The following is a 26,634-nucleotide window of genomic DNA, read 5'->3' as shown; positions in this document are numbered from 1 at the left end:
GACACGCTGTGAGCGGTCGGGGATACCTTATGGGGAGGAACCGCCGTGAAGCCCGTCGACACGCGGAAGCCGGCCACACACGATTCCGAAGGGGAGCCGTTCCCGCTGTCCGCGGCACAGCGTGCCACCTGGTTCGCCCAGCAACTCGATCCCGCGGTGCCGATCTCGGTAGCGCACTACGTGGAACTGCGCGGCGACCTCGACATCGACCTGCTGCGACGGGAGACCATCGCGGTGGCCCGCGAGTTCCAGTCGCCGTTCCTCAAGGTCGTCGAGGTCGACGGCCGACCGATGCAGTACGTCGACCACGCCACCGATACGTCCATCGCCTTCATCGACTTTCGCGGTGAGGACGATCCGGTCGCTGCAGCCCACGCGTGGATGGACCGGGACTACCAGGCCCCACTAGATCTCGACACGGATCGACTGTTCGAGACCTCGATCCTGTGCGTGGGAGAGTCGCACTACCTGTGGTACAGCCGCATTCACCACGTCGCGCTCGACGGATACGGCGCCATGACGCTGATCAATCGCATCGCGCACCGGTACTCGGCCGCGGTGGCCGGTCGCGAACCGGATCCGAATCGCGCCGCGACCCTGCGTGAGCTGTACGACGTCGACGCCCGCTACCGGTCGTCCGACCGCTTCGTGGCGGATCGGGAGTACTGGGCGAAACGAGTCGAGGCAGTCGACGGATCGACCCTGGCCGACGCGCCCGCGCCCGCGCTCGCCAGGAGCAAGGTCGAGAGTGCCCTGCTGTCCGAGGCGGCCGTGTCCGGTATCAACAGCGCCGACAGTCAGGCAAATGCCACCGCGGCCGTCACGATCATCGCCGCCTTCGCCTGCTACCTGTCGCGGATCACGGCGAAAACCGAAGTCCTCGTGAATGTTCCGATGTCCGGCCGGACCACGTCGGTGCTACGCAACTCCGGCGGCATGATGGTCAGTGTCGCACCGTTGCCGATCACGGTCGACGAGGACGAGACGGTCGCGGACCTCGTGTCGCGGGTCCGGCGAGAGCTGATGGGCGCGTTGCGGCATCAGCGGTGCAGTATCGAGGACATCCGCCGCGACGCGGGCACGGGCGGTGGCGCCGAACTCCACGGACCCATGGTCAACGTCATGCTGTTCCACCAGAACGTGCAGCTGGGCCCACTGGTCGGCGAATACCACATCGTCACGTCGGGTCCGGTGGAAGACCTCCTGGTCAACGTGTACCCGAGCGGGACGCCGGCCGACATCTTCGTCGATTTCCGGGCCAACCCGAACCGATACGAGGATCCTGCACTGCGCCTGCATCACCGGCACTTCGTCGCACTGCTGGAAGAGTTCATCTCGGCCGACCCGCAGGCCCGGGTCGCGACGATCCACGAGGACACGGCCCGCGACGGTGAGCGACGGCGCCTCGAGGCGCATCACCTCGAGTACTGGACGGATCGCCTGTCGGGGATGCCCGAAGTGCTGAACCTGCCGTCCGATCGGCCCCGGCCCGTCGCACAATCCGGGCGGGAAGATCGCGTCGACGTTCCGATCGGCGCAGAGACACATGCCGCAGTGGCGGCACTCGCGCGGGAACACGACACCACCACGTTCGCGGTTCTGCACGCAGCCTTCACCGTTCTGCTGAGCCGGCTGTCGGGTGCCTCGGATGTGGCGATCGGAACCACGACCACGGTGGACCACGGCCGGGACCTCGTGGTTCTCCGTACCCGCGTCGAACCGGGCACGTCCTTCGCGCATCTCCTCGGCCACGTCCGCGACGTCGACCGGGAGGCGTTCGAGCACGGCGACGTTTCTTTCGAACAGGTGGCCCGGACGCTCGCCATAGGTGATTCGCCCGCGTACTCGCCGATCGTCCAGGTCCTGCTCGAGTGCCGGGATGCGGCGGAGACGCCCGGGATCGGCCGACTCGACCTACGGGTGACCGCGGCCGAGACCTTCGACGCCGACGGCAACCCGTCCGGCGTCACCACGACTCTCGGGTTCGCGACCGACCTGTTCGACCCCGACTCCGTACGTCGCCTCGGCGAACGGCTCCGCCGAATTCTGGAGTCGGTCACCGGCGACCCCGGGCTCGCCGTCGGCGACATCGACATCCTGTCCCATACCGAACGGGCCACCCTCGTTCCGGTCTCCGGCGTGCCGGGGCGAGCGGGTCGCACACTGCCCGAACTGTTCTCAGCGGCGGCACGAGCCAATCCCACCGGTGTGGCGCTCTCGTATCGCGGTGTCGAGGTGACGTACCGCGAAGTGGACGAGCGCTCGAACCAGCTGGCACACGTCCTCGCCGAACGGGGCATCGGGCCGGAGAACCTCGTGGCACTGGGCATGACTCGCTCGATCGAGTCGGTGGTGTCGATGCTGGCGGTGGCCAAGTCGGGTGCGGCCTACGTGCCGGTGGACCCGAACTACCCGGCCGAACGGATCGAGCACATGCTCGACGATTCGGGCGCCGCCCTGGGCGTGACAGTGTCCGCCGTCCGTTCCCGGCTACCGGACGCGGTTCCGTGGCTGGTGCTCGACGACGAAGAATTCCGGACCCTCTGCGCGAGGCAGCCCGTGTCCGTCGTGACCGATGCCGAGCGGGCGCGGCCGCTCCGCGTGGAGAACCCGTCCTACGTGATCTACACGTCCGGTTCCACGGGCCGGCCCAAAGGCGTCGTGGTCACGCACGGTGGCCTGGACAACTTCGCGGCCGAGCAGCGCTCACGATTCGGAGCGACGCAGGAATCACGGATTCTGCACTTCTCCACACCGAGTTTCGACGCGTCCGTCTCCGAGTACCTGCACGTGTTCGCCGCGGCGGCCACCATGGTGATCGTGCCGCCCACGATCTACGGCGGAACCGAGTTGTCCCAGCTCCTGAAGTCGGAGCGGGTCACTCACGGATTCGTCACCACTGCCGCGCTCGGAACGGTCGAACCGGACGGACTCTCCGACTTTCGGGACGTGGTGTTCGGCGGCGAGGCGTGCCCGCCGGAACTGGTGAAGCGGTGGGCGCCCGATCGCAGATTGTTCAACGCGTACGGGCCCAGCGAGGCCACCGTCATGTCCAACATCAGTGCACCGATGTCACCGGCCGGGGCCATCACGGTGGGCGACCCGCTCCGCGGATTCCACGAGGTCGTCCTCGATGCGCGGTTGATGCCGGTGCCGGCCGGTGTGGCCGGGGAGCTGTACGTCGCGGGCGACGCCCTCGCTCGCGGGTATCACGGAAAATCAGCGCTGACGGCGGAACGGTTCGTGGCCAACCCCTTCGGCGGCCCCGGTGAGCGGATGTATCGAACCGGGGACGTGGTGCGGTGGCGTACCGACCGCACACTGGAGTACCTGGGCCGCAGCGATTTCCAGGTGAAGATACGCGGCTTCCGTATCGAGCTCGGCGAGATCGACTCCGTCCTCCACGCCCATCCGCGCGTGCGGACCGCGGTGACGATGCCGCGAACGGCACCGTCCGGCGACACGGTGCTCGTGTCGTACGTGCTGCCGGCAGCCGGGCACCAGCTCGCGACTGACGAGTTGATCGACTATGCCGCAGAACAATTGCCGACGTACATGGTGCCTGCGGCGATCGTGGTACTGGACGAGATCCCGATGACACCGGTGGGGAAGCTCGATCGTGCGGCATTGCCGGCGCCGGAATTCCTCTCCACGTCCACCGAGTTCCGTGCTCCCGCCACTCCGGTGGAGCGGGCCGTGGCGCGAGTGTTCGCCGACGTGCTGGGCGTGGAGCGCATCGGGCTCGACGACAGCTTCTTCGACCTCGGCGGAAACTCACTGGTCGCGACGAAAGTGGTCGCGCGGGTCAACGCCGCACTCGGCGTCGACCTCGTGGTGCGGACCTTGTTCGAGGCACCGACGGTGGAGGCGTTGGCGGACCGCATCGAGGGTACTCACGCGAGGCGTCTCGACCGCCCGGACCTGGTGGCGCAGACACGTCCCGACCGGATCCCGCTTTCGCTTGCCCAGCAACGTATGTGGTTCGTCAATCAGTACGACACCTCGTCGCCTGCCTACAACATTCCGATGGCGCTGCGCCTGTCCGGAACTCTCGACGTGGAGGCGCTCCGGGCGACGGTGGCGGACGTCCTCGAACGACAAGAATCGCTGCGCACGGTGTATCCGGCGTCGGTGGACGGACCGCATCAAGTGATCCTGCCGCCGGGGGAGGTGCTTCCGGATCTGGTGCCGACGGTCTGCGACGACGAGGACGCGGCGCGCGCGCGAATCGCCGAGTCGACTGCTCGCGGTTTCGACGTGAGCACCGAGGTGCCCGTGCGTGGTGCCCTGTTCCGGACCGGCCACGACGAGCACGTCCTGATGCTGGTGGTGCACCACATTGCGGCGGACGGAGCGTCGCTGGCCCCGCTCGCCCATGACCTGATGGTGGCGTACTCGGCGCGGGTACAGCAGCAGGCGCCGGCCTGGCAGCCACTCCCGGTGCAGTACGCCGACTACAGCCTGTGGCAGCGGGCGGCCCTCGGCAGTGACGACGATCCCGACAGCGTGATGTCGGCGCAGTTGAAGTACTGGAAGCAGACGCTGTCCGGGCTCCCCGACGCCACGGATCTTCCATTGGACCGGCCGAGGCCCGCGGACAGAGCACTCCAGGGTGGGATCGTCCGGTTCTCGGTGTCGGCGGAACGGCATCGGGAGCTTATCCTCCTCGCGCGGCAACACAATTCCACGATGTTCATGGTGATGCACGCGGTGCTGGCCCTGCTGGCGGCGCGGCTGAGTGGTTCCGGAGACATCGCGATCGGAACGCCGATCGCCGGGCGCGGCGAGGAAGCCCTCGACGACGTGGTGGGGATGCTCGTCAACACCCTGGTCTTGCGGACGACCGTCGACCCCGCCGCACCGTTCGCCGAGGTGCTGTCGCGGGCGCGGGAGGCGGATCTGGCGGCGTTCGGCCATGCCGAGGTGCCGTTCGAGAGCGTGGTGGACGCGGTCGCGCCGACCCGCTCGACCGCGTATTCACCGCTGTTCCAGGTTCTGCTGGAGTTCCAGAACACCGCCCCGGCGCACCTCGACCTGCCGGGACTGTCGGTGGAGATCCTCGACGTCGAACCCGGTGTGTCCAAGTTCGATCTGCAGTTGACGCTCGCGGAGCGCTACGACGCGTCCGGGACGGCAGCAGGCATCGACGCGTCGTTCACGTTCGCGTCGGACGTGTTCGATCCGGAGACGGTCACGGGATTCGGGGAACGGTTCCTCCGGATTCTGGCGGGTGTGGTTGCGGATCCGGATGCGCCGGTCGGTGATGTGGAGGTTCTGGGGCCGGGTGAGCGGGTGTTGGTGGTGGGTTCGTGGAATGTGACGGGTCACCCGGTGCCGTACACCACTCTCGTGGACCTGCTCGGCGCGCAGGTGGGGCGGACTCCGGACGCGGTCGCGGTGGTGTGTGGTGATGTGGTGTTGTCGTACGCGGAGTTCGATGCGCGGGTGAATCGGTTGGCGCGGTTCCTGATCGCGGCCGGGGTGGGTCCGGAGTCGTCGGTGGGTGTGGCGGTGCGTCGTTCGGTGGAGATGTTGGTGGGGTTGTATGCGGTGGTGAAGGCGGGTGGGGCGTATGTGCCGATAGATCCGGATCTGCCTGTCGAGCGGGTGGGGTATGTGGTGGGGATTGCGGATCCGGTGCTGGTGTTGACGATGTCCTCGGGTCGGGTGGTGGTGCCTGCGGAGGTCCCGATCGTGGAACTCGACACTGTCGATGTGTCGGCCTTCTCGGCGGATCCGGTGCGGGATGGGGAGCGGCGTGCGCCGTTGCGTCCTGCTCATCCGGCGTATGTGATGTTCACGTCGGGGTCGACGGGTCGGCCGAAGGGGGTGGCGGTGCCGCACGAGGGCATCGTGAATCGGTTGGTGTGGATGCAGGATCGGTATGGGTTGTCGTCGGATGATGTGGTGTTGCAGAAGACGCCGGTGACGTTCGATGTGTCGGTGTGGGAGTTGTTCTGGCCGTTGATCGTCGGTGCGCGGTTGGTGATCGCGGAGCCGGACGGGCACCGCGATCCGGCGTATCTCGAGCGGGTGATCCGCGAGGAGTCGGTCACCACTGTGCATTTCGTGCCGTCGATGCTCGAGGTGTTTCTGGCGGGGGCGAATGTGGAGGGGTGCGGTGCGCTGCGCCGGGTGTTCGCCTCGGGTGAGGCGTTGCCGTCGGCAACGGCGGCACGTCTGCGCGGGGTGAGCGAGGCGGAGCTGCACAACTTGTACGGTCCGACGGAGGCTGCGGTGGATGTGACGTTCCACGAGGTCACCGAGGCGGATCGGGCGGTGGTGCCGATCGGGGTGCCGGTGTGGAATACGCAGACGTTGGTGCTCGATTCCCGTCTGCGGCCGGTGCCGGTGGGGGTGGCGGGGGAGTTGTATCTCGGTGGGGTGCAGTTGGCGCGGGGGTATCAGGGTCGGCCGGATTTGACGGCGGATCGGTTCGTGGCGAATCCGTTCGGTGTGGGTTCGCGGTTGTATCGGTCGGGGGACCGGGTTCGGTGGTTGCCGGGTGGGGAGTTGGAGTATCTGGGGCGTACGGATTTTCAGGTGAAGTTGCGGGGTCAGCGGGTCGAGTTGGGGGAGATCGAGGCGGTGTTGTTGCGCCGGGAGGAGGTGGCGCAGGCGGTGGTGGTGCTGCGCGGGGACGGGTCGTCGGGTGATTATCTGGCGGGGTATGTGGTGCCGGTGGCGGGTGCGGTGGTGGACGAGCGGGCGGTGCGGGAGTCGGCCACGGGGGTGTTGCCGGGGTTCATGGTGCCGTCGGTGGTGGTGGTGCTGGCGGAGTTGCCGGTGACGGTGAACGGCAAACTCGACCGCAAGGCCCTGCCCGAACCGGATTTCGGCAGCGCAACTGTGGGTTTCGTCGCACCCCGGACCCCGATCGAGGAGATAGTGGCCGCCGTGTGCGCAGACCTGCTCGGTCTCCCGAGGGCGGGCGTGAACGACAACTTCTTCGCGCTCGGCGGAAACTCCCTGATCGCCACCAGGTTGGTCGCGCGGATCAATGCGGCCGTCGGAGACAGGATCGGCATTCGCGACGTGTTCGACGCCCCCACCGTGGCCGGTCTGGCGGCGCTGGCGGCGTCGCAGGAAGGGCTGGAGGCCCGGCCACCGCTCAAGCCGAGGGAAGGTACCGCGGAAGTCCCCGTGTCGCCGGCCCAGCAGCGGATGTGGTTCATCAACCAGTTCGACACCTCCTCGTCCGCATACAACGTCGCGTTCGCGCTCCGGCTCGAGGGCCGGCTCGACCTGCATGCGCTCCAGGCGGCGGTTGCCGACGTCATCGAACGGCACGAGGCTGTACGCACCCTCTTCCCACTCACCGAGAACGGGCCGCGCCAGGTGATCCTGCCCGCTGCGAGCGCGGTGCCCGACCTCGTACCGGTCGCGCTGTCGGGGGAAGCCGAGTTCCGTGAACAGTCGCGGAAAGTGCTGTCCGCAGGATTCGACGTGACGACGCAGGTGCCGTTGCGTTCGCGATTGTTCAGCCTCGCCGAGGACGTGCACGTGCTCGCGGTGGTGGTGCATCACATCGCGGCCGACGGTTTCTCGATGGCACCGTTGGCCCGCGACGTCATGGACGCATACGGGGCCCGGGTGAACGGGTCGGCCCCGGACTGGGCCCCGCTCGAGGTGCAGTACGCCGACTACGCGCTGTGGCAGCGCGACTGGCTGGGATCGGAATCCGATGAGAATTCGCCCATTTCGCGACAGCTGGCCTACTGGACCACCACGCTGTCGGACCTGCCCGAAGTGCTGGAGTTGCCCACCGATCGCCCTCGCCCCACCGTGCGGTCACTTCGCGGCGGCCACGTCGAGTTCGTGATCGGGCCGGAGGTTCATGCCGGTGTGGTCAGGCTGGCGCGGCAACACACCACGACGGTGTTCATGACGTTGCATGCCGCGTTGGCGATCATGCTGGCACGCGTGAGCGGTGCGGACGACATCGCCGTCGGAACGCCCATCGCCGGTCGCGGCGAGCGCGAACTCGACAACGTGGTGGGCATGTTCGTCAACACCCTCGTCCTGCGCACCCACGTCGACGGAGGCGCCACCTTCTCCGAGTTCCTGGACAGTGTTCGGGAAACCGATCTCGGCGCCTTCACCCACGCGGAGGTCCCGTTCGAACGTGTGGTGGAAGTGCTGAGTCCGTCCCGGGTGACGGCATACGCGCCGCTCTTCCAAGTGATGCTGGAGTTCCAGGACATCGAGCGCCCCACACTGGAATTGCCGGAACTGCAGGTCCGGAACATCGACCTCGAGATCGACACCACCAACTTCGATCTGCAGTTGACCCTGGCCGAGACCGTCGACGTCGACGGCAACCCGACCGGCATTGCCGCCGGGCTGGGCTACGCGACCGATCTCTTCGACGAGGACACGGTGCTCGGCTTCGCGGAACGGCTCCTGCACATCCTCGAGGCGGTCACGGCCGACCCCGGCGCCCGGGTCGGAGACATCGACATTCTCGGACCGCTGGAACGTGCCGTACTGTCCCCGGTGACGGGCGGTGCGGCGGTAGAAGCACGGACACTGCCGGACCTGATGGCCGAGGCGGCCGCGAACGATCCGGACGCCCCGGCGTTGGTCCTCGACGGGCGTGTCGTGCGCTACGGGGACCTCGACAGGCGGTCGAACCAGTTGGCCCGCATGTTGATCGAGCACGGTGTCGGCCCGGAATCCGTCGTCGCACTGTGTGTGCCGCGGTCCGTCGAATCCGTCCTGGCCGTCTGGGCGGTGGCAAAGTCGGGGGCCGCGTTCCTTCCGGTGGATCCGGACCATCCGGCCGCACGGATCGAATTCATGCTCACCGACTCCGGTGCCGTGTGGGGTGTGACGGGCTCGGCGCAGCGCAGCGCGCTTCCGGAAGCGGTGCCGTGGCTGGTGCTGGATGACCCGGCCTTCGAGGACCGGCTGTCGCACTACCTGTCGTCGCCGGTCACCGATGGCGAGCGGACAGCGACGATCCGGATCGACAATCCCGCCTACCTCATCTACACCTCGGGGTCGACCGGCAGGCCCAAGGGTGTGGTCACCACCCACCGCGGCCTCGCCTCCTTCGCCACCCAGGAGCGGGAGACGTTCGGCACGACGCCCGAATCCAGAACGCTGCACTTCGCATCGCCGAGCTTCGATGCGTCCGTTCTCGAACTGCTGCTGGCGATCGGCGCGGCAGCCACGATGGTGATCGCACCGCCGTCCGTCTACGGCGGTGCCGAATTGGCGCAGTTACTGGAATCCGAGCGGGTCACGCACTGTTTCATCACCCCGGCAGCACTCGCGTCGGTCGATCCCGATGGTCTCACTGCCCTCGAGTGCGTGGTGACGGGCGGCGAGGCGTGTCCGCCCGAACTGGTCGCACGATGGGCGCCGGGCCGTCGCATGTTCGACGCCTACGGGCCGACCGAGTCGACGGTCGTGTCGAGTATCAGCGACGAACTGGTACCGGGGGTTCCGGTCACCATCGGCACACCCACGCTCGGTTTCGCCGAGGTCGTGCTGGACTCGCGACTGCACCCGGTGCCCGCCGGTGTCGTAGGGGAGTTGTATCTCGCAGGCCCGGCCCTCGCACGCGGGTACCGCCTGCGGTTCCCGCTGACCGCCGAACGATTCGTCGCCGATCCCTTCGGCCCGCCGGGAAGCCGGATGTATCGCACCGGCGACCGGGCGCGCTGGCTTCCCGACGGTCAGTTGGAGTACCTCGGGCGCACCGATTCCCAGGTGAAGATCCGGGGCTTCCGGATCGAACTCGGTGAGGTCGAGTCGGCGTTGCTCGCCCACGGCCCCGTGGCCCACGCGGTCGTGAGCGTGTGGAACGGGGACGGCGGCGGCGATCGGTTGATCGGTTACCTGGTGCCCGAACCGGGTGCGACGCTCGATTCGAGGGCAGTCCTCGACTTCGTCGGCGGCCGGTTGGCGTCGTACATGGTGCCGTCGGCGCTCGTGATGCTCGAATCGCTTCCGCTGACGGTGCACGGAAAGCTGGACCGCGCAGCGCTTCCGGCCCCCGACTTTGCGGGTTACGGGAGTCGGCCGCCGCGAACCGAGACCGAGGAGCTTCTCGCCGGACTGTTCGAGGAGGTGCTCGGACTGGACTCGGTGGGTGTGGACGATTCGTTCTTCGCGCTGGGCGGCGACAGCATCATGTCGATACAGTTGGTGGCCCGCGCACGGGCCGCCGGTGTGATCCTCTCTCCCCGAGACGTCTTCGATCACCGGACCGTCGCCGGCCTCGCCGGGTCGGCGCGATTCGACAGCGAGGGCGCAGTCGCTCTCGACGAGCTGCCGGGCGGTGGCGTCGGCCCCCTGCCGCTGACACCCGTCGCGCGCTGGATGGTCGAGCGTAGCGGGGGACGGCTCGACCGGTTCTCTCAGGCGCTGTTGCTGGCGGCGCCCGCCGATCTGACCCGCGCGGTGCTCGTTCGCGCCGTCGAGGCGGTACTGGACCGGCACGACATGCTCCGCGCGCGTGTGTCCGTGGAAGGCATGGACGTGCTGCCTGCGGGCGCGGTGCCGGCGGAAGAACTGGTCCGTCGGGTGCCGGTCGACACGGTGGCGCGAGACAGCTTCACCGCTCTTGCGACCACGGAACTCGATGCTGCGGCCGACCACTTGGACCCCGCCGCGGCCCGCATGGTGCGGGTGGTCTGGTTCGACGTCCCAGGCGACGCCGGGCGACTGCTCGTGGTGGTACACCACCTCGTGGTCGACGGTGTCTCGTGGCGCATCCTCGTCGCGGATCTCGCGTCGGCGTGCGGCCAACTCCGGGCCGGTCTCACACCCGCGCTGCCGGCGGTCGGAACGTCGATGCGGCGGTGGTCGCACGGCCTGTCCGACGCGGTGCGGCACCGGACCGGCGAACTGGCCTCGTGGGAGAAGATCCTCGACGGACCGGACCCGCTGATCGGTTCGCGCCCACTGGATCCCGCGATCGACGTCGACGCGACCGTCGGCACCGTCAGGGTCGACGTATCGTCGGCGACGAGCGGTGCCCTGCTCACCACGCTTCCGGACGCGTTCCACGGGAGTGTGGGCGACGGGTTGCTCGCCGCGCTCGCATTGGCACTGATCAGCTGGCGACGGGAACGGGACGCCCCCGTGTCGGACGCACTGATCACCCTCGAAGGCCACGGCCGCGAGGAGCAGGTCGTCGCCGGCGCGGACCTGTCCCGCACAGTCGGCTGGTTCACCACCGTGTATCCGGCACGGTTGGATCTCGCCGGAATCGATGTCGACGACGCCATGGCAGGTGGTGTCGCGGCAGGGCAGGCGGTCAAGGCCGTCAAGGAGCAGTTGCTCGCGATCCCGGATCACGGGATCGGCTACGGACTATTGCGCTACCGGGGCGATGAGACGTCGGAGTCCCTCAGCCGATTCCCGGCTCCGCAAGTGAGTTTCAACTACCTCGGTCGAGTGACCACCACGGACGGAGCCGAGGACTGGCTGCCGGTGGAGAGCACGCTCGGCGGCACTCGGAATCCCGACATGCCCGTCGCATCCGTGATCGACGTCAACGCCGTCGTCTCCGACAGTCCCGAGGGACCCCGTCTGATGGCGTCGTTCGTCTTTCCGACCGGGGTCCTCCGCGAGGTCGAGGTCGCGGCGTTTGCGGATCTGTGGCGCCGCGCCCTCGACGGACTTGCCGCGCACGCATCACGACCGGATGCGGGCGGGCTGACGCCGTCCGACGTTCCGCTGGTGTCGGCGAACCAGCAGCAGATCGAGCGCTGGGAGGAGCGTTTCCCGGCACTGCGGGACGTGTGGTCGCTGTCTCCACTGCAGTCCGGATTGCTGTTCCATGCTTCCCTGGCCGCGGAGTCGATGGACGTCTACACCGCGCAACTGCGCATCGACCTCGAGGGTGCGGTCGACGCCGAACGTCTGCGCGCCGCCGCGGCGGGGCTGCTCGCGCGTCACCCCAGCCTGCGGACCGCGTTCGTCTACGACGACGGGGTGCCCGCCCAACTGGTGGTCGACACGGTGGACGTGCCGTGGCGGGAGGTAGATCTCGACGGGCCGGCCCCCGACACGGAACTCGCGCGCCTCCTCGACGAGGACCGCAGCGCCCGATTCGACCTCACCCGACCGCCGCTGCTCCGGCTGACCCTGTTCCACACCGCACCGGATCGCTTCGTGCTGGCGGTCACGAATCATCACATCATCCTCGACGGCTGGTCGATACCGCTGCTGGTGCGGGAACTGCTGACTCGCTATGCCGCCGACGGCGACCCCGCCGGAGTGCCGGAGCCGCCCTCGTACCGCACGTATCTGGAATGGGTAGCGACCCGGGACGCGGAGGCGTCGGCGCGGGCCTGGGAACGAGCGCTCGAGGGTGTCGAGGAGCCGACGCTGGTGGCGCCCCACGCCTCCGCGGCGCTCTACGGTGTGCCCCACGAACTCGACGTCGAACTGCCCGCCCCCCTGCTCGATGGACTCGCGGCGGCGGCGGAGCGCGCCGGCGTCACCATGAACACGGTGATCCAGGCGGCGTGGGGGATGCTGCTGTCCCGGTTGCTTTCTCGCGACGACGTGGTCTTCGGTGCCACCGTGTCCGGACGCCCGCCGCAGCTGTCCGGTGTCGAGAACATGCTGGGACTGTTCATCAACACGGTGCCCGTGCGCGTGCGGGTGGACCCGGACGAGAGTGTCGCGCGGCTGCTCGCCCGCCTGCAGGACGAGCAGACGTCCCTGCTCGACCACCATCATCTCGGCCTCGGTGAGATTCAGTCGCGGGTGGGTCGGGGCAATCTGTTCGACACGCTGTCGGTGTTCGAGTCGTTCCCGATCGACACGTCCGGACTGGACGAGAACACCGACATCGGGGGCATGCGGGTGACCGGTCTCGATGCCCGCGACGCCACGCACTATCCGCTCACTCTGCTGTCGATCCTCGAACCACGGCTGCGATTGAGTCTGCGCTACCAACCGGGAGCCGTCGACCGCGGCAGTGCCGGAGCGCTCGCCGACCGCCTCGTCCGGATTCTGGTGACGATCGCCGGTGACGTCGACACCGCGGTCGGTGATGTGGAGGTTCTGGGGCCGGGTGAGCGGGTGTTGGTGGTGGGTTCGTGGAATGTGACGGGTCACCCGGTGCCGTACACCACTCTCGTGGACCTGCTCGGCGCGCAGGTGGGGCGGACTCCGGACGCGGTCGCGGTGGTGTGTGGTGATGTGGTGTTGTCGTACGCGGAGTTCGATGCGCGGGTGAATCGGTTGGCGCGGTTCCTGATCGCGGCCGGGGTGGGTCCGGAGTCGTCGGTGGGTGTGGCGGTGCGTCGTTCGGTGGAGATGTTGGTGGGGTTGTATGCGGTGGTGAAGGCGGGTGGGGCGTATGTGCCGATAGATCCGGATCTGCCTGTCGAGCGGGTGGGGTATGTGGTGGGGATTGCGGATCCGGTGCTGGTGTTGACGATGTCCTCGGGTCGGGTGGTGGTGCCTGCGGAGGTCCCGATCGTGGAACTCGACACTGTCGATGTGTCGGCCTTCTCGGCGGATCCGGTGCGGGATGGGGAGCGGCGTGCGCCGTTGCGTCCTGCTCATCCGGCGTATGTGATGTTCACGTCGGGGTCGACGGGTCGGCCGAAGGGGGTGGCGGTGCCGCACGAGGGCATCGTGAATCGGTTGGTGTGGATGCAGGATCGGTATGGGTTGTCGTCGGATGATGTGGTGTTGCAGAAGACGCCGGTGACGTTCGATGTGTCGGTGTGGGAGTTGTTCTGGCCGTTGATCGTCGGTGCGCGGTTGGTGATCGCGGAGCCGGACGGGCACCGCGATCCGGCGTATCTCGAGCGGGTGATCCGCGAGGAGTCGGTCACCACTGTGCATTTCGTGCCGTCGATGCTCGAGGTGTTTCTGGCGGGGGCGAATGTGGAGGGGTGCGGTGCGCTGCGCCGGGTGTTCGCCTCGGGTGAGGCGTTGCCGTCGGCAACGGCGGGACGTCTGCGCGGGGTGAGCGAGGCGGAGCTGCACAACTTGTACGGTCCGACGGAGGCTGCGGTGGATGTGACGTTCCACGAGGTCACCGAGGCGGATCGGGCGGTGGTGCCGATCGGGGTGCCGGTGTGGAATACGCAGACGTTGGTGCTCGATTCCCGTCTGCGGCCGGTGCCGGTGGGGGTGGCGGGGGAGTTGTATCTCGGTGGGGTGCAGTTGGCGCGGGGGTATCAGGGTCGGCCGGATTTGACGGCGGATCGGTTCGTGGCGAATCCGTTCGGTGTGGGTTCGCGGTTGTATCGGTCGGGGGACCGGGTTCGGTGGTTGCCGGGTGGGGAGTTGGAGTATCTGGGGCGTACGGATTTTCAGGTGAAGTTGCGGGGTCAGCGGGTCGAGTTGGGGGAGATCGAGGCGGTGTTGTTGCGCCGGGAGGAGGTGGCGCAGGCGGTGGTGGTGCTGCGCGGGGATGGGTCGTCGGGTGATTATCTGGCGGGGTATGTGGTGCCGGTGGCGGGTGCGGTGGTGGACGAGCGGGCGGTGCGGGAGTCGGTTGCGGGGGTGTTGCCGGGGTTCATGGTGCCGTCGGTGGTGGTGGTGCTGGCGGAGTTGCCGGTGACGGTGAACGGCAAACTCGACCGCAAGGCCCTGCCGAAGCCCGAATTCGGCACGACCACGGTCGGGTATCGCGTACCCGTCACCCCCGCGGAGGAAGCGATCGCCACGGCCTTCGCCGCCGTCCTCGGTGTCGATCGCGTCGGGGCCGACGACAGCTTCTTCGACCTCGGCGGAGACTCGCTCAGTGCCACCCGAGCGGTCGGACGCATCAACAGCGCGCTCGACACGACTCTGGGCGTCGCGGCGTTGTTCGACGCACCCGTGGTGTCCGATCTGGCCGTCCGGATCGACTCGGACGTGATGACGAGTTCCGCCCCCGCGCTCACCGCGACGGCGCGGCCCGAGCGGATTCCCCTTTCCCTCGCGCAGCAGCGGATGTGGTTCGTCAACCAGTTCGACACCTCCTCGCCTGCCTACAACATCCCGGTCGCCCTGCACCTGGACGGAGTGGTGGACCTGGCTGCACTGCGCGCGGCACTCGGCGACGTCATGGAACGGCACGAGTCGCTGCGGACCGTGTTCCCCGGCTCCGCCGACGGACCCCGGCAGGTGATCGTCGATTCCGCGCCCGCCACCCCTGATCTCGATCCGGTCCCGGTTGCCGAAGGAGACCTGCGCGTCTCGCTCGCCGCATTCTTCGGCGTGGGATTCGATGTCACCGAGGACCTTCCGATCCGGGTGCGGCTGTGGGAACTCGCTCCCGAACGGCACGTCCTCGCCCTCGTCGCGCACCACATCGCGGCCGACGGCTTCTCCATGGCACCCCTGGCGCGGGACGTGATGCTCGCCTACACCGCCCGCGTGCAGCAGCAGGCACCCGGCTGGGCGCCGCTGCCCGTGCAGTACGCCGACTACAGCCTGTGGCAGCGGGAGGTCCTGGGCACCGAAGACCAGCCCGATTCGATGATGTCCGGTCAGCTCGGCTACTGGGCGCGGACGTTGTCCGGCATCCCGGACGTGTTGCCACTGCCTCTGGATCGGCCACGACCCCTCCAGCGGTCGTTCCTCGGGGACGTCGTCCCGCTCGACATCCCACCCTCCGTCCACAAAGCTTTGACCGAGCTTGCACGCCAGCATAATTCGACGCTGTTCATGGTGGTGCACGCCGCGCTGGCCGTGCTGCTCGAGAGAGTGTCGGGATCGGACGACGTGGTGGTGGGAACCCCGATCGCGGGCCGGGGCCACGCGGCACTCGACGACGTCGTGGGAATGTTCGTCAACACATTGGTGCTCCGCACAGCGGTGGCACCAGGATCGTCGTTCGCCCACGTGCTCACCGACGTGCGGTCGGCGGACCTCGGCGCGTTCGAGCACGCAGACCTCCCCTTCGAGCGGCTGGTGGACGAACTCGCACCCGAGCGGTCCACCGCGCACCCACCCCTGTTCCAGGTGTTGCTCGAATTCCAGAACGCCACCCGCACCCATCTGGAACTGCCCGGGTTGACCGCCCGGTCTCTCGACGTCGATCTGGACGTCGCGAAGTTCGATCTGCAGCTGAGCCTGGTGGAGCGAGTCGACGAGCAGGGGGTTCCGGCCGGGATCGGTGCCGGCCTCCGCTACGCGACCGACGTGTTCGATCGTGCGTCGGTGCAGAGTTTCGCGGAGCGCTTCGTGCGCGTGATCGAGGCCGTGACCACCGACCCGGCCACACCCGTCGGGGACATCGACATCCTGCACGCGCGCGAACGCGAACTCCTGCTCACCGCAGCGCATCGGCCGGGGACCGACGTCCCACCGCTGTCGCTGGTGGACGCGTTCGATCGCATGGTGGCATCCGCGGGCGACGCCGTCGCGGTGCGCTGCGACGGCGCGTCGACGACATACCGCGAACTCGACGACCGGGCCAACCGACTTGCGAGGCTGCTCGTGGCCCAGGAAGTAGGTGCGGAAACGCTGGTGGCGGTGGGAATGACGCGGTCGATCGACCTCGTCGTGGCACTGCTGGCGGTGGTGAAGTCGGGTGCCGGTTACCTTCCCGTGGACGTGGCCTCTCCCGCCGAGCGGTTGGCCTTCCTGCTCGGCGACGCCCAGCCGAAGTGTGTGCTCACCACGACCGCGGACGCCGAGACCTTCCGCGGCGCCGGGATTCCGGTGGTTGTCGTGGACGACCCCGAGATCGTGACTGCGCTGCAGCGGTTCTCGTCGCTGCCGGTGACCGACGACGACCGCCGTGCTCCACTGCACCTGGACTCGGTGGCGTACGTGATCTACACGTCGGGCTCCACCGGCCGGCCGAAGGGCGTGCAGGTCTCGCACCGCAACGTGATCACGTTGCTGGCGAACACCCAGACGCTGTTCGGATTCGGACCGGGCGACGTGTGGACCATGTTCCATTCCGCCGCGTTCGACTTCTCGGTGTGGGAAATGTGGGGAGCGCTCGCACACGGCGGCCGACTGGTGCTGGTGGACTACTTCACGGCGCGCTCACCCGAGAAGTTCCTCGAACTCCTCCGCGACGAAACAGTGACGGTCCTGAATCAAACCCCCACCGCCTTCTACCAATTGGCGGAGGCCGATCGCCTCGCCGGTGGTCCCGGACTGTCGCTGCGGTACGTCATCTTCGGCGGGGAGGCCCTCGAATTCGGACAGTTGCGGCGCTGGTACGCCCGCCGGGGCGACACCGCGCCGGTCCTGGTCAACATGTACGGCATCACGGAAACGACCGTGCACGTCAGCCACCTGCCGATCGACCGGGACCTCGTCGAGGAGGAGTCCGCATCGGTGATCGGCCGGGGACTGCCCGGACTGCGCGTGTACGTGCTCGACGGACGACTCCATCCGGTGCCGCCGGGGGTGCTCGGGGAGATGTACGTCTCCGGGCCGCAGGTCTCGCGCGGGTACCTCGGCCGGTCCGCCCTCACATCCGGTCGATTCGTCGCCGACCCCTTCACTCCCGGGGCCCGGATGTACCGGTCGGGCGACCTGGGCAGGTGGAACGGGAACGGCCAGTTGGAGTATCTCGGCCGCAACGACCTCCAGGTGCAGGTGAAGGGCTACCGGATCGAACTCGGTGAGGTGGAAGCGGCGCTGCTCGCGTGCGAGGGGGTGGCGCAGTCGGCCGTCGCGGCCCGCGGGGACCGGTTGGTGGGGTACGTGGTGCCGGAGACCGGCGCCGCGATCGACCCGGCGGCGATCATCGATGTGGCCGCGGTGCGATTGGCATCGCACATGGTGCCGGTCGCGGTGGTGGTTCTCGACGAGTTGCCGCGGACGGTGAACGGCAAACTCGATCGGAAAGCGCTGCCCGAGCCGGACTTCGGACAGCGAGTGACCGCGGGCCGCGGCCCGGTCACCGAGACCGAACGGATCCTCGCCGACCTGTTCGCGGAGGTTCTCGGCCTCGACTCGGTGGGGGTCGACGACTCGTTCTTCACACTCGGCGGGGATTCGATCATGTCCATCCAACTGGTCACCCGCGCCAAGGGCGCCGGGATCCTGATCTCACCGCGCGAGGTGTTCGAGCGCAAAACCGTTGCCGGGCTGGCCGCGGCGGCCGGGACGGAAGACGAGACCGCTGTTCTCGACGAACTGCCGGGAGGCGGGATCGGCGAGATTCCACTGACTCCGATCGTGCGGTGGATGCTCGCCCGGGGTGGGGATTTCCGTCGCTACTCGCAGTCCGCACTGTTCACGCTGCCCGCCACGGTGGACGAACGCACCCTGACGGAAGCTCTGCAGGCCGTGCTGGATCGGCACGACCTGTTGCGGGCGCGGTTGTACCGCACGTCCCGCACCGAAGAGGGCTGGTCGATGGAGGTGCAGGCGGAAGGGTCGGTGCGGTCGGCGACCCTTCTCCGCCGGGGACTGATGGACGATGTCGGCGCCGAACTGGACAGTGCCCTCGACCGGCTGGACCCGGAGTCGGGCGTGATGATGCAGGCGGTCTGGCTGGACGGGGCCGACCATCCGGGGCGCGTGCTGATCGTCGTCCATCATCTGGCGATGGACGGTGTGTCCTGGCGGATCCTGATCCCCGACCTCGCGGCGGCGTGCGCGCACCTGCAGTCCGGCGCGGCACCGGCGCTGGAGCCATCGGGGACGTCGATGCGCCGGTGGGCGCACGCACTCGCCGACGCCGCGCGTGAACCCCGGCGCACCGCCGAGGTCGAACTGTGGCAGGGAATGCTGAACGCACCCGACCCGCTGCTGGGGTCGCGCCCGGTGACCGACTCGGACACCGCTGCCACCGTCGCGGATGTCGAGGTTCACGTGCCTGCCGGGTTGACCGAGACGCTCCTGACGACCGTGCCGCGGGCCTTCCACGGCGGCGTGGGCGACGCGCTGCTGACGGCACTGGCCATGGCGCTGACGAGCTGGCGGCGGCGCCGCGGGATCGAACTCTCCGGCGCGCTGGTGGGTCTCGAGGGACACGGTCGTGAGGAGCAGGTGGTGCCCGGCGCCGATCTCGCGCGCACCATCGGCTGGTTCACGACCCTCTTCCCGGTGCGACTCGATCTGAGCGGGGTCGACCTCGACGACGCGTTCGCCGCGGGCCCGTCCGCGGGGGCCGCGATGAAGACCGTGAAGGAGCAACTCCTCGCCGTTCCCGACCACGGCATCGGTTTCGGACTTCTCCGGTACCTGAACAACGAGACGGCGCAGGTTCTTTCGCGGCTGCCGATGCCTCAGGTCAGTTTCAACTATCTCGGGAGAATGGGCCGGACCGCCACGAAGACCGACCAGGGGTGGGTGCCGGTCGACGAACCCGGACTGCGCGAGAAGTCGGCGGTGCCCGTCGCGGCCGTCGTCGACGTCAACGCGATGACCGTCGACTCGGGCGACGGCCCCCAGCTGAACTCCACGTGGACCTACCCTCCGGGCGTCCTCACCCGCGAAGAGGTCGAGGAACTCGCACAGCTGTGGGTGCAGGCACTCGCCGCTCTCGGCGCTTACGCGGAGTCGGGTGGCACCGGGTTCACGCCGTCGGATTTCGATCTCGTCGAACTCCGGCAGGAAGCCATCGAGGACCTCGAACACGCCTGCCCGGACCTGACGGACGTATGGCCGCTGTCACCCCTGCAGTCCGGCATGCTCTTCCACTCCGAACTCGCCGACGACTCCCTCGACGCCTACCTGGTGCAGGTGAGCATCGAACTCGACGGCGCCGTGGATCCGCGTCGACTGTGCCGCGCGGCCGATGCCCTGCTGGACCGCCACGCCAATCTGCGCGCCGGCTTCGTGCACGACGCCGAGGGCAACGCCGTCCACGTGATCCGGCGACGGGTGGCCGCGCCCTGGCGCGAGATCGATCTTCTGGACGACGACGACGCGGCGTCCGCGGTCGCGCGACTGCTGGCCGAGGACCGGGTCCGCCCGTTCGACATGACACGTGCCCCGCTGATCCGGTTCATGCTGATCGCGACCGCGCCGAACCGCTACCGGCTGGTGTCGACCAACCACCACATCCTCCTCGACGGCTGGTCGATGCCGTTGCTGGTCCGGGAGTTGCTGACGCTCTACGCCACCGACGGGGACCCGTCGCCGCTGCCGCGCGTACGCGGATACCGCGACTACCTGGCGTGGATGGGCCGCCGGGATCAGGGCGCCTCCCGCGAGGTGTGGGCGCGGGCCCTCGCCGGGATGGACGGACCGACGTTGCTGGCCCGCTCGGACGTGGGACGGCGACTGTCCACGATGTCCGACGAGTTCGTCTTCGACCTGGACGAGGACCACACCACCCGCCTGCGCGACGTCGCGCGTTCTCGTGGACTGACCGTCAACACGCTCGTTCAGGCCTCGTGGGGAATTGTGCTGGGTACGTTGACCGCCCGGGACGACGTGCTGTTCGGCGCCACCGTCTCGGGGCGGCCGCCCGAACTGGCCGGCATCGAGACGATGGTCGGACTGTTCATCAACACCCTGCCCGTCCGGGTGAGGCTGCGCCCCGACGACACGGTGGGTGCTCTGCTGGAACGGGTGCAGGCCGAGCAGGCGGCGTTGCTGGATCACCACTACCTCGGGCTGGCCGAGATTCAGAGTGCCGCCGGCCCGGAGGTCGGATTCGACACGCTGACAGTGTTCGAGTCGTATCCCGTCGACCGCGCCGGGCTCTCCACCGAGACCGACATCGCCGGAATGCGCGTCACCGGAGTGGATGCGCGCGATGCGGCCCATTATCCGCTGAGTCTCGTGGCATCCGTCGACTCCCGTCTGCGCCTGAAATTCGAGTACCTGCCGGACGTCTTCGACGCGGACACCATCGACGACATCGCCGGGCGCGTGCTGCGGGTGCTCGACGCCTGCACTCGTCCGGACCAGCCGCTGGCCGCGTTGTCGCTGTTGACCGACCGGGAGCGCGCCGATCTGGTGCCGGTCCGCGGCCGCCCGGGCGGATCGACCCGCACCCTGCCGCAGATCCTCGAAGAGGGGGCCGCGCTGGATCCGGGCGCAATCGCACTCTCCTATGGGGACGACGACGTGCGCTACGGCGATCTGGACGAGCGGTCGAATCGCCTGGCGCGCGCACTCATCGCCCGTGGGGCGGGCCCGGAGACGTTCGTGGCCATCGGCATACCGCGGTCCCTCGACTCGATACTGTCGGTGTGGGCGGTGGCGAAGACCGGTGCGGCGTTCGTGCCGATCGACCCGAACTACCCCGACGAGCGCATCACCCACATGCTCGCCGATTCCGGAGTCACCCTCGGCGTGACCACATCCGCACACCGAGACCGGCTCCCGGGCACCGCACACTGGCTGGCCCTCGACGAACCCGGCTTCGCGACGGAGTGCGCCGAGCGCCCGGGGGCACCCGTGACCGACGCCGACCGGAGCGGTCCGGTCACGTTGGACACCGCCGCGTACGCCGTCTACACGTCCGGGTCCACGGGTGTCCCCAAGGGCGTCGTGGTCGCCCATCGCGGACTCGACAACTTCGCACTCGACCAGCTCGAACGATTCGGGGCGACACCGCAGTCCCGGACTCTGCACTTCTCCACACCGAGTTTCGACGGGTCGGTGTTCGAGTACCTGCAGGCCTTCGGTGCCGGCGCGACGATGGTGATCGCGGCGCCCACCGTCTTCGGCGGCGAGGAACTCGCGAGGCTGCTGGCCGACCGGAGCGTCACCCACGCGTTCATCACGACCGCCGCGCTGGCGTCACTCGATCCGGCCGGGCTGGTGCATCTCACGGACCTGGTGTTCGGCGGCGAGGCATGCCCACCCGAACTCGTCGCCCGCTGGGCACCGGGCCGTCGGCTGTACAACGCGTACGGACCGACCGAGACGACGATCATGTCGAACATCAGCGACCCGATGGTTCCCGGGGACCCGATCACCATCGGCGGCCCGATCCGCGGGGTGACGGAACTGGTGCTCGACTCCCGGCTGCAGCCGGTCCCCGTGGGAGTTCCCGGTGAGTTGTATCTCGCCGGCGCCGGCCTGGCCCGCGGCTACCACCGCCGACCGGCACTGACCGCCGAACGGTTCGTCGCCCACCCCGTCCGCCCCGGCGAGAGGATGTACCGCACCGGCGACATCGTGCGGTGGACGGCAGACCACAGCATCGAGTACGTGGGCCGCAGCGACTTCCAGGTGAAGGTGCGCGGGTTCCGCATCGAACTCGGCGAGATCGACTCTGCCCTCATGTCGGAGCCGGACGTCGGATTCGCCGCCACGCTCGCGCACCGCGGTCCCGCGGGGGACACCCTGCTGGTGTCGTACGTCGTTCCGGCGTCGGGGCGCTCCCTCGACCCGGTCGTACTCACCCGGCATCTGGCGGACCGCCTGCCGTCCCACATGGTGCCCACCTCGATCACGGTGCTGGAGAGCATTCCGCTGACGGCGGTCGGCAAGCTGGACCGCACGGCACTGCCCGAGCCCGACCTGCTGTCCGGGCCAGGGCACGACCGGGTGCCGGTCGGTCCGATCGAGGATGCGGTGGCCGTCGTCTTCGCGGAGGTGCTCGGACTGGCGCGCGTCGGCGCCGACGCCGGTTTCTTCGACATCGGTGGCAACTCCCTGAGCGCCACCCGGGTGATGGCACGGCTGCGCGCGCTGCTCGGCACCGAGTGTGGGGTGCGGGATCTGTTCGAGGCGCCGACGGTCGCCGCGCTCGCGGCGCGGATCGAGCACGCCGGTGCCGGGCTGTCCGGACGTCCGGTGCTCGCGGCCCGCACCCGGCCCGAGGACATCCCGCTGTCGTACGCGCAGCAGCGGATGTGGTTCGTCAACCAGCTCGACACCACCTCGGCTGCCTACAACATCCCGGTCGTGGTGACACTCGGCGGGGACCTCGATGTGGACGCGCTGAACTCGGCGCTCACCGATGTCGTCGCCCGGCACGAGTCGCTGCGCACGATGTTCCCGGTCCGCGGGGACTGGCCGGTTCAGCAGATCCTGCCCGCCGAGGGTGCGGTGCCCACTCTGACCCCGGTCCCTGTCGCGGACGAGCACAGCCTGCGGGAGGAGCTGACCCGGCTGGTCTCGGCGGGTTTCGATGTCACCGAGCGGATCCCGCTGCGGGCCGGGCTGTATTCGCTGAGCGCCACCGAGCACGTATTCGCCGTGGTGGTGCATCACATCTCGGCGGACGGGTTCTCGATGGTTCCGCTGGTGCGCGACGTGATGACGGCGTACGGCGCCCGCATCGGCGGCGGCGCGCCCGACTGGGCGCCCCTGCCGGTGCAGTACGCCGATTACGCCCTGTGGCAACGGGAGTCGCTGGGTTCGGACGACGATCCCCGTTCGTTGCTCTCACGGCAACTCGACTACTGGACGACCGCGCTCGCGGGCGCCCCCGATCTCCTGGAACTCCCCACGGATCGGGATCGGCCGTCCCAGCAGTCCTTCCGCGGCGCGCGCGTCCACTTCTCCGTCGGCAGCGACCTGCACCGTCGCATCGGCGAGCTGTCGCGACGTCTCGGCTGCACCGAATTCATGACCGTGCACGCCGCCCTGGCGGTGTTGCTCAGTCGTCTCGGTGGAACCCCGGACGTCGCCGTCGGCACCCCGATCGCCGGGCGGGGAGAGCTCGCACTCGACGATCTGGTGGGCATGTTCGTGGGCACGCTCGCCCTGCGCACGCAGGTGGATGCGGCCGAGTCGTTCACCGCCCTGGCCGCGCACTGTCGCGATGTCGACCTCGGAGCCTTCGCCCATGCCGACGTTCCGTTCGAGCGGGTGGTGGAGGCGGTCGGCCCGACCCGATCCACGGCGTATGCGCCGCTCGTCCAGGTCTCACTGGAGTTCCAGAACAACGAACGACCGGTCCTGACACTGCCGGGACTGGAAGTCCGTGGAATCGATCCCGGGCTCGCCGTGGTCAAGGTGGATCTCGAATTCCTCCTGGCGGAGGAGTTCGACGCGAACGGTGCTCCGGCCGGGATGAACGGCGCCGTCGACTTCGCCACCGATCTCTTCGACCCCGACACGGTCCGCGGCTTCGCCGACCGCTTCGTGCGCATCCTCGACGCCGTCACCGAGAATCCGGACCGGCCGATCGGCGACCTGCCCCTCCTCGACGAGGAGGAGTTGCGGGCGATGGTGCCTGCCCGCGGCGAGCCGGAGGTGCGCCCAGCACTGTGGCCCGATCTGCTGACGGCGGCCGCCGCACTCGACCCGGACTCGGTGGCCCTGTCGTTCGAGGACCGGCGGGTCAGCTACCGCGAACTCGACGAGTGGTCGAACCGGGTGGCCCGGGTCCTGCGCCGCCGCGGGGTGGGACCGGAGACGTTCGTGGCAGTCGGAATGCCCCGGTCGATCGAGTCGGTGGTCTCGATCTGGTCGATCACCAAGGCCGGCGCGGCGTTCGTTCCCGTCGACCCCACGTACCCGCGCGATCGTCTCGACTACATGCTCACCGATTGCCGGGCCGCGCTCGGCCTCACGGTGAGAAGTCGCCGGAGCACCCTGCCCGACACCGTTCCGTGGCTGATGCTCGACGACGAGGACTTCGCCGCCCAGGCGGCGGACGTGTCGTCCGCACCGATCACCGACGGGGATCGGACGAGTCCGTTGCACCTCGCCCACCCGGCCTACCTCATCTACACGTCGGGGTCGACGGGAAGGCCGAAGGGCGTGACCGTCACACACCGGGGCATGGCCGATTTCACCGCGGAGACGCACGAACGGTTCCAGGTCACGCACGAGTCCCGGGTCTCGCAGCTGGCGTCCCCGAGTTTCGACGCGTCGGTGTTCGAGCTGATGATGGCGTTCAGCGCGTCGGCGCGGGTGGTGATCGTGCCGCCTGCCGTCGTCGGGGGCAGCGAACTGGCGGATCTGTTCCGTCGCGAGCAGGTGACCCATGCGACCATCACGCCGACCGCGCTTTCCGCCCTCGACAACGACGGACTCGATTCGCTCCGGGTCCTGGACCTGGTGGGCGAGGCGTGCCCGCCGGAGGTGGTGGCGCGGTGGGCGCCGGGGCGGAGCCTGCACAGCGGGTACGGGCCCACCGAGACCACGATCCAGGCGAGCGTCAGTGCCGCGATGCGTCCCGGCGAGGGTGTGAACATCGGGTCACCCGCACGGGGATTCGCGTTCCTGGTCCTCGATGAGCGGCTGCAGCCGGTCCCGGTCGGTGTGCCCGGCGAGTTGTACATCGCCGGACCGGGTACGGCACGGGGGTACCACAACCGGTCGGCGCTCACCTCGGAACGATTCGTGGCCTGTAACTTCGGGGAACCGGGCACCCGGATGTACCGGACCGGTGACGTGGTGCGCTGGCAGAAGTCGGCGAGCGCGGCGACGGGGAATGTCGCACGCGACGGCACGCTCGAGTACGTCGGGCGCAGTGACTTCCAGGTGAAGGTCCGTGGTTTCCGCATCGAACTCGGGGAGATCGACGCCGTGCTCGCCGGTCACCCGGCGGTTGCCTTCGCCGCCACCATCGGTCACACCGGCCCGTCCGGCGACACCGTGCTCGCCTCGTATGTGCGGGCTCAGGACGGGCAGGAGGTGGAGCCGGCGGGGCTGCGCACCTACGCGTCCGAGCGCCTGCCCGCCCACATGGTGCCGTCCGCGGTGGTCGTACTCGATCGGATTCCGATGACGCCGGTGGGCAAACTCGACCGGAAGGCGTTGCCCGCCCCGGAGTTCGGGTCGACCGCTGCGGCGTTCCGGGCACCGGCCACGGAAAACGAGCGCATCGTCGTGGACGCCTTCGCGGAGGTTCTCGGGGTGGACCGGGTGGGCACCGCGGACAGCTTCTTCGATCTCGGCGGAAATTCCCTCCTCGCCACCAGGATCGTCAGCGCCCTGCAGGCAGAACTGGACCGGAGGGTTCCGCTGCAATGGATGTTCCTCGACCCGACACCGGCGGGGATCGCCCGTCGCCTCGACCTGCCACACCGGAGCGCCGGAATGGAAGAGGCATTCGCCGTGGTGATTCCGCTGCGCGCGCAGGGAGGCGGGCGACCCTTGTTCTGCGTGCATCCGGGGATCGGCCTGTCCTGGGGGTACGCCGGTCTGGTGCAGTATCTCCCTCCCGACCGACCGGCCTACGGACTGCAGCTGCCCACGATCAGCGGTGACGGCGATTACCGGACGATCGAGCAGCTGGCCCACCGCTACATCGAGGAAATGCAGGCCATCCAGCCCACCGGCCCGTACGACCTGCTCGGCTGGTCGCTCGGCGGAGTCATCGCGCACGCCATGGCCGTCGAACTGCAGAGAGCCGGCGAAGAGGTCGCCACCCTCGCCGTCATGGACAGCTACCCCGTCGGCGGCGAGGACCCGCTGGCGGGCAGGCTGGAGATCCGGGACCTCCTGCGCGGGCTGGGACTCCAGACCGAGGGCGACGGCGAGATGACCTACGAACATGCCGCGCGGTTGATCGACGAATCGTTCGGGACCGAGACCGGAGTGCGAGGGCACGACCTCGAACGGATCGCCGCGGGATACGAGAATTCGAGGTGGCTCGCCCACCACTTCGTGCCCCGGGTATACGACGGTGACCTGCTCATCTTCCCCGCCACACGCGACGGGGACGGGGCGACGCGTGCCCGGTCGACGGACGAGTGGCGGCCGCTCGTGACCGGCCGGATCGACGCGCGGCCCGTGGACTGCGGGCACAACGAGATGATCGAGCCGCAGTCCCTCGCCGTCATCGGGCCGCTGCTGTCGCGCGTGCTCTCCGAACGGCCGTGAATCGGA

General features: G+C 68.8%; 1 protein-coding gene. It reads left to right on the top strand.

The annotated features are described in order from the left end of the window. The first annotated feature begins 45 nt into the window (after positions 1 to 45). Positions 46 to 26,628, top strand: coding sequence for a non-ribosomal peptide synthase/polyketide synthase (locus tag OYT95_RS11110; protein ID WP_268791470.1), 26,583 nt, complete (start codon positions 46 to 48; stop codon positions 26,626 to 26,628). The last annotated feature ends 6 nt before the right edge of the window (positions 26,629 to 26,634 follow it).

This window comes from Rhodococcus sp. JS3073, assembly GCF_026810085.1.
Taxonomy (GTDB): Bacteria; Actinomycetota; Actinomycetes; order Mycobacteriales; family Mycobacteriaceae; genus Rhodococcus_F; species Rhodococcus_F wratislaviensis.
This window is presented reverse-complemented; position numbering and strand designations above follow the sequence as displayed.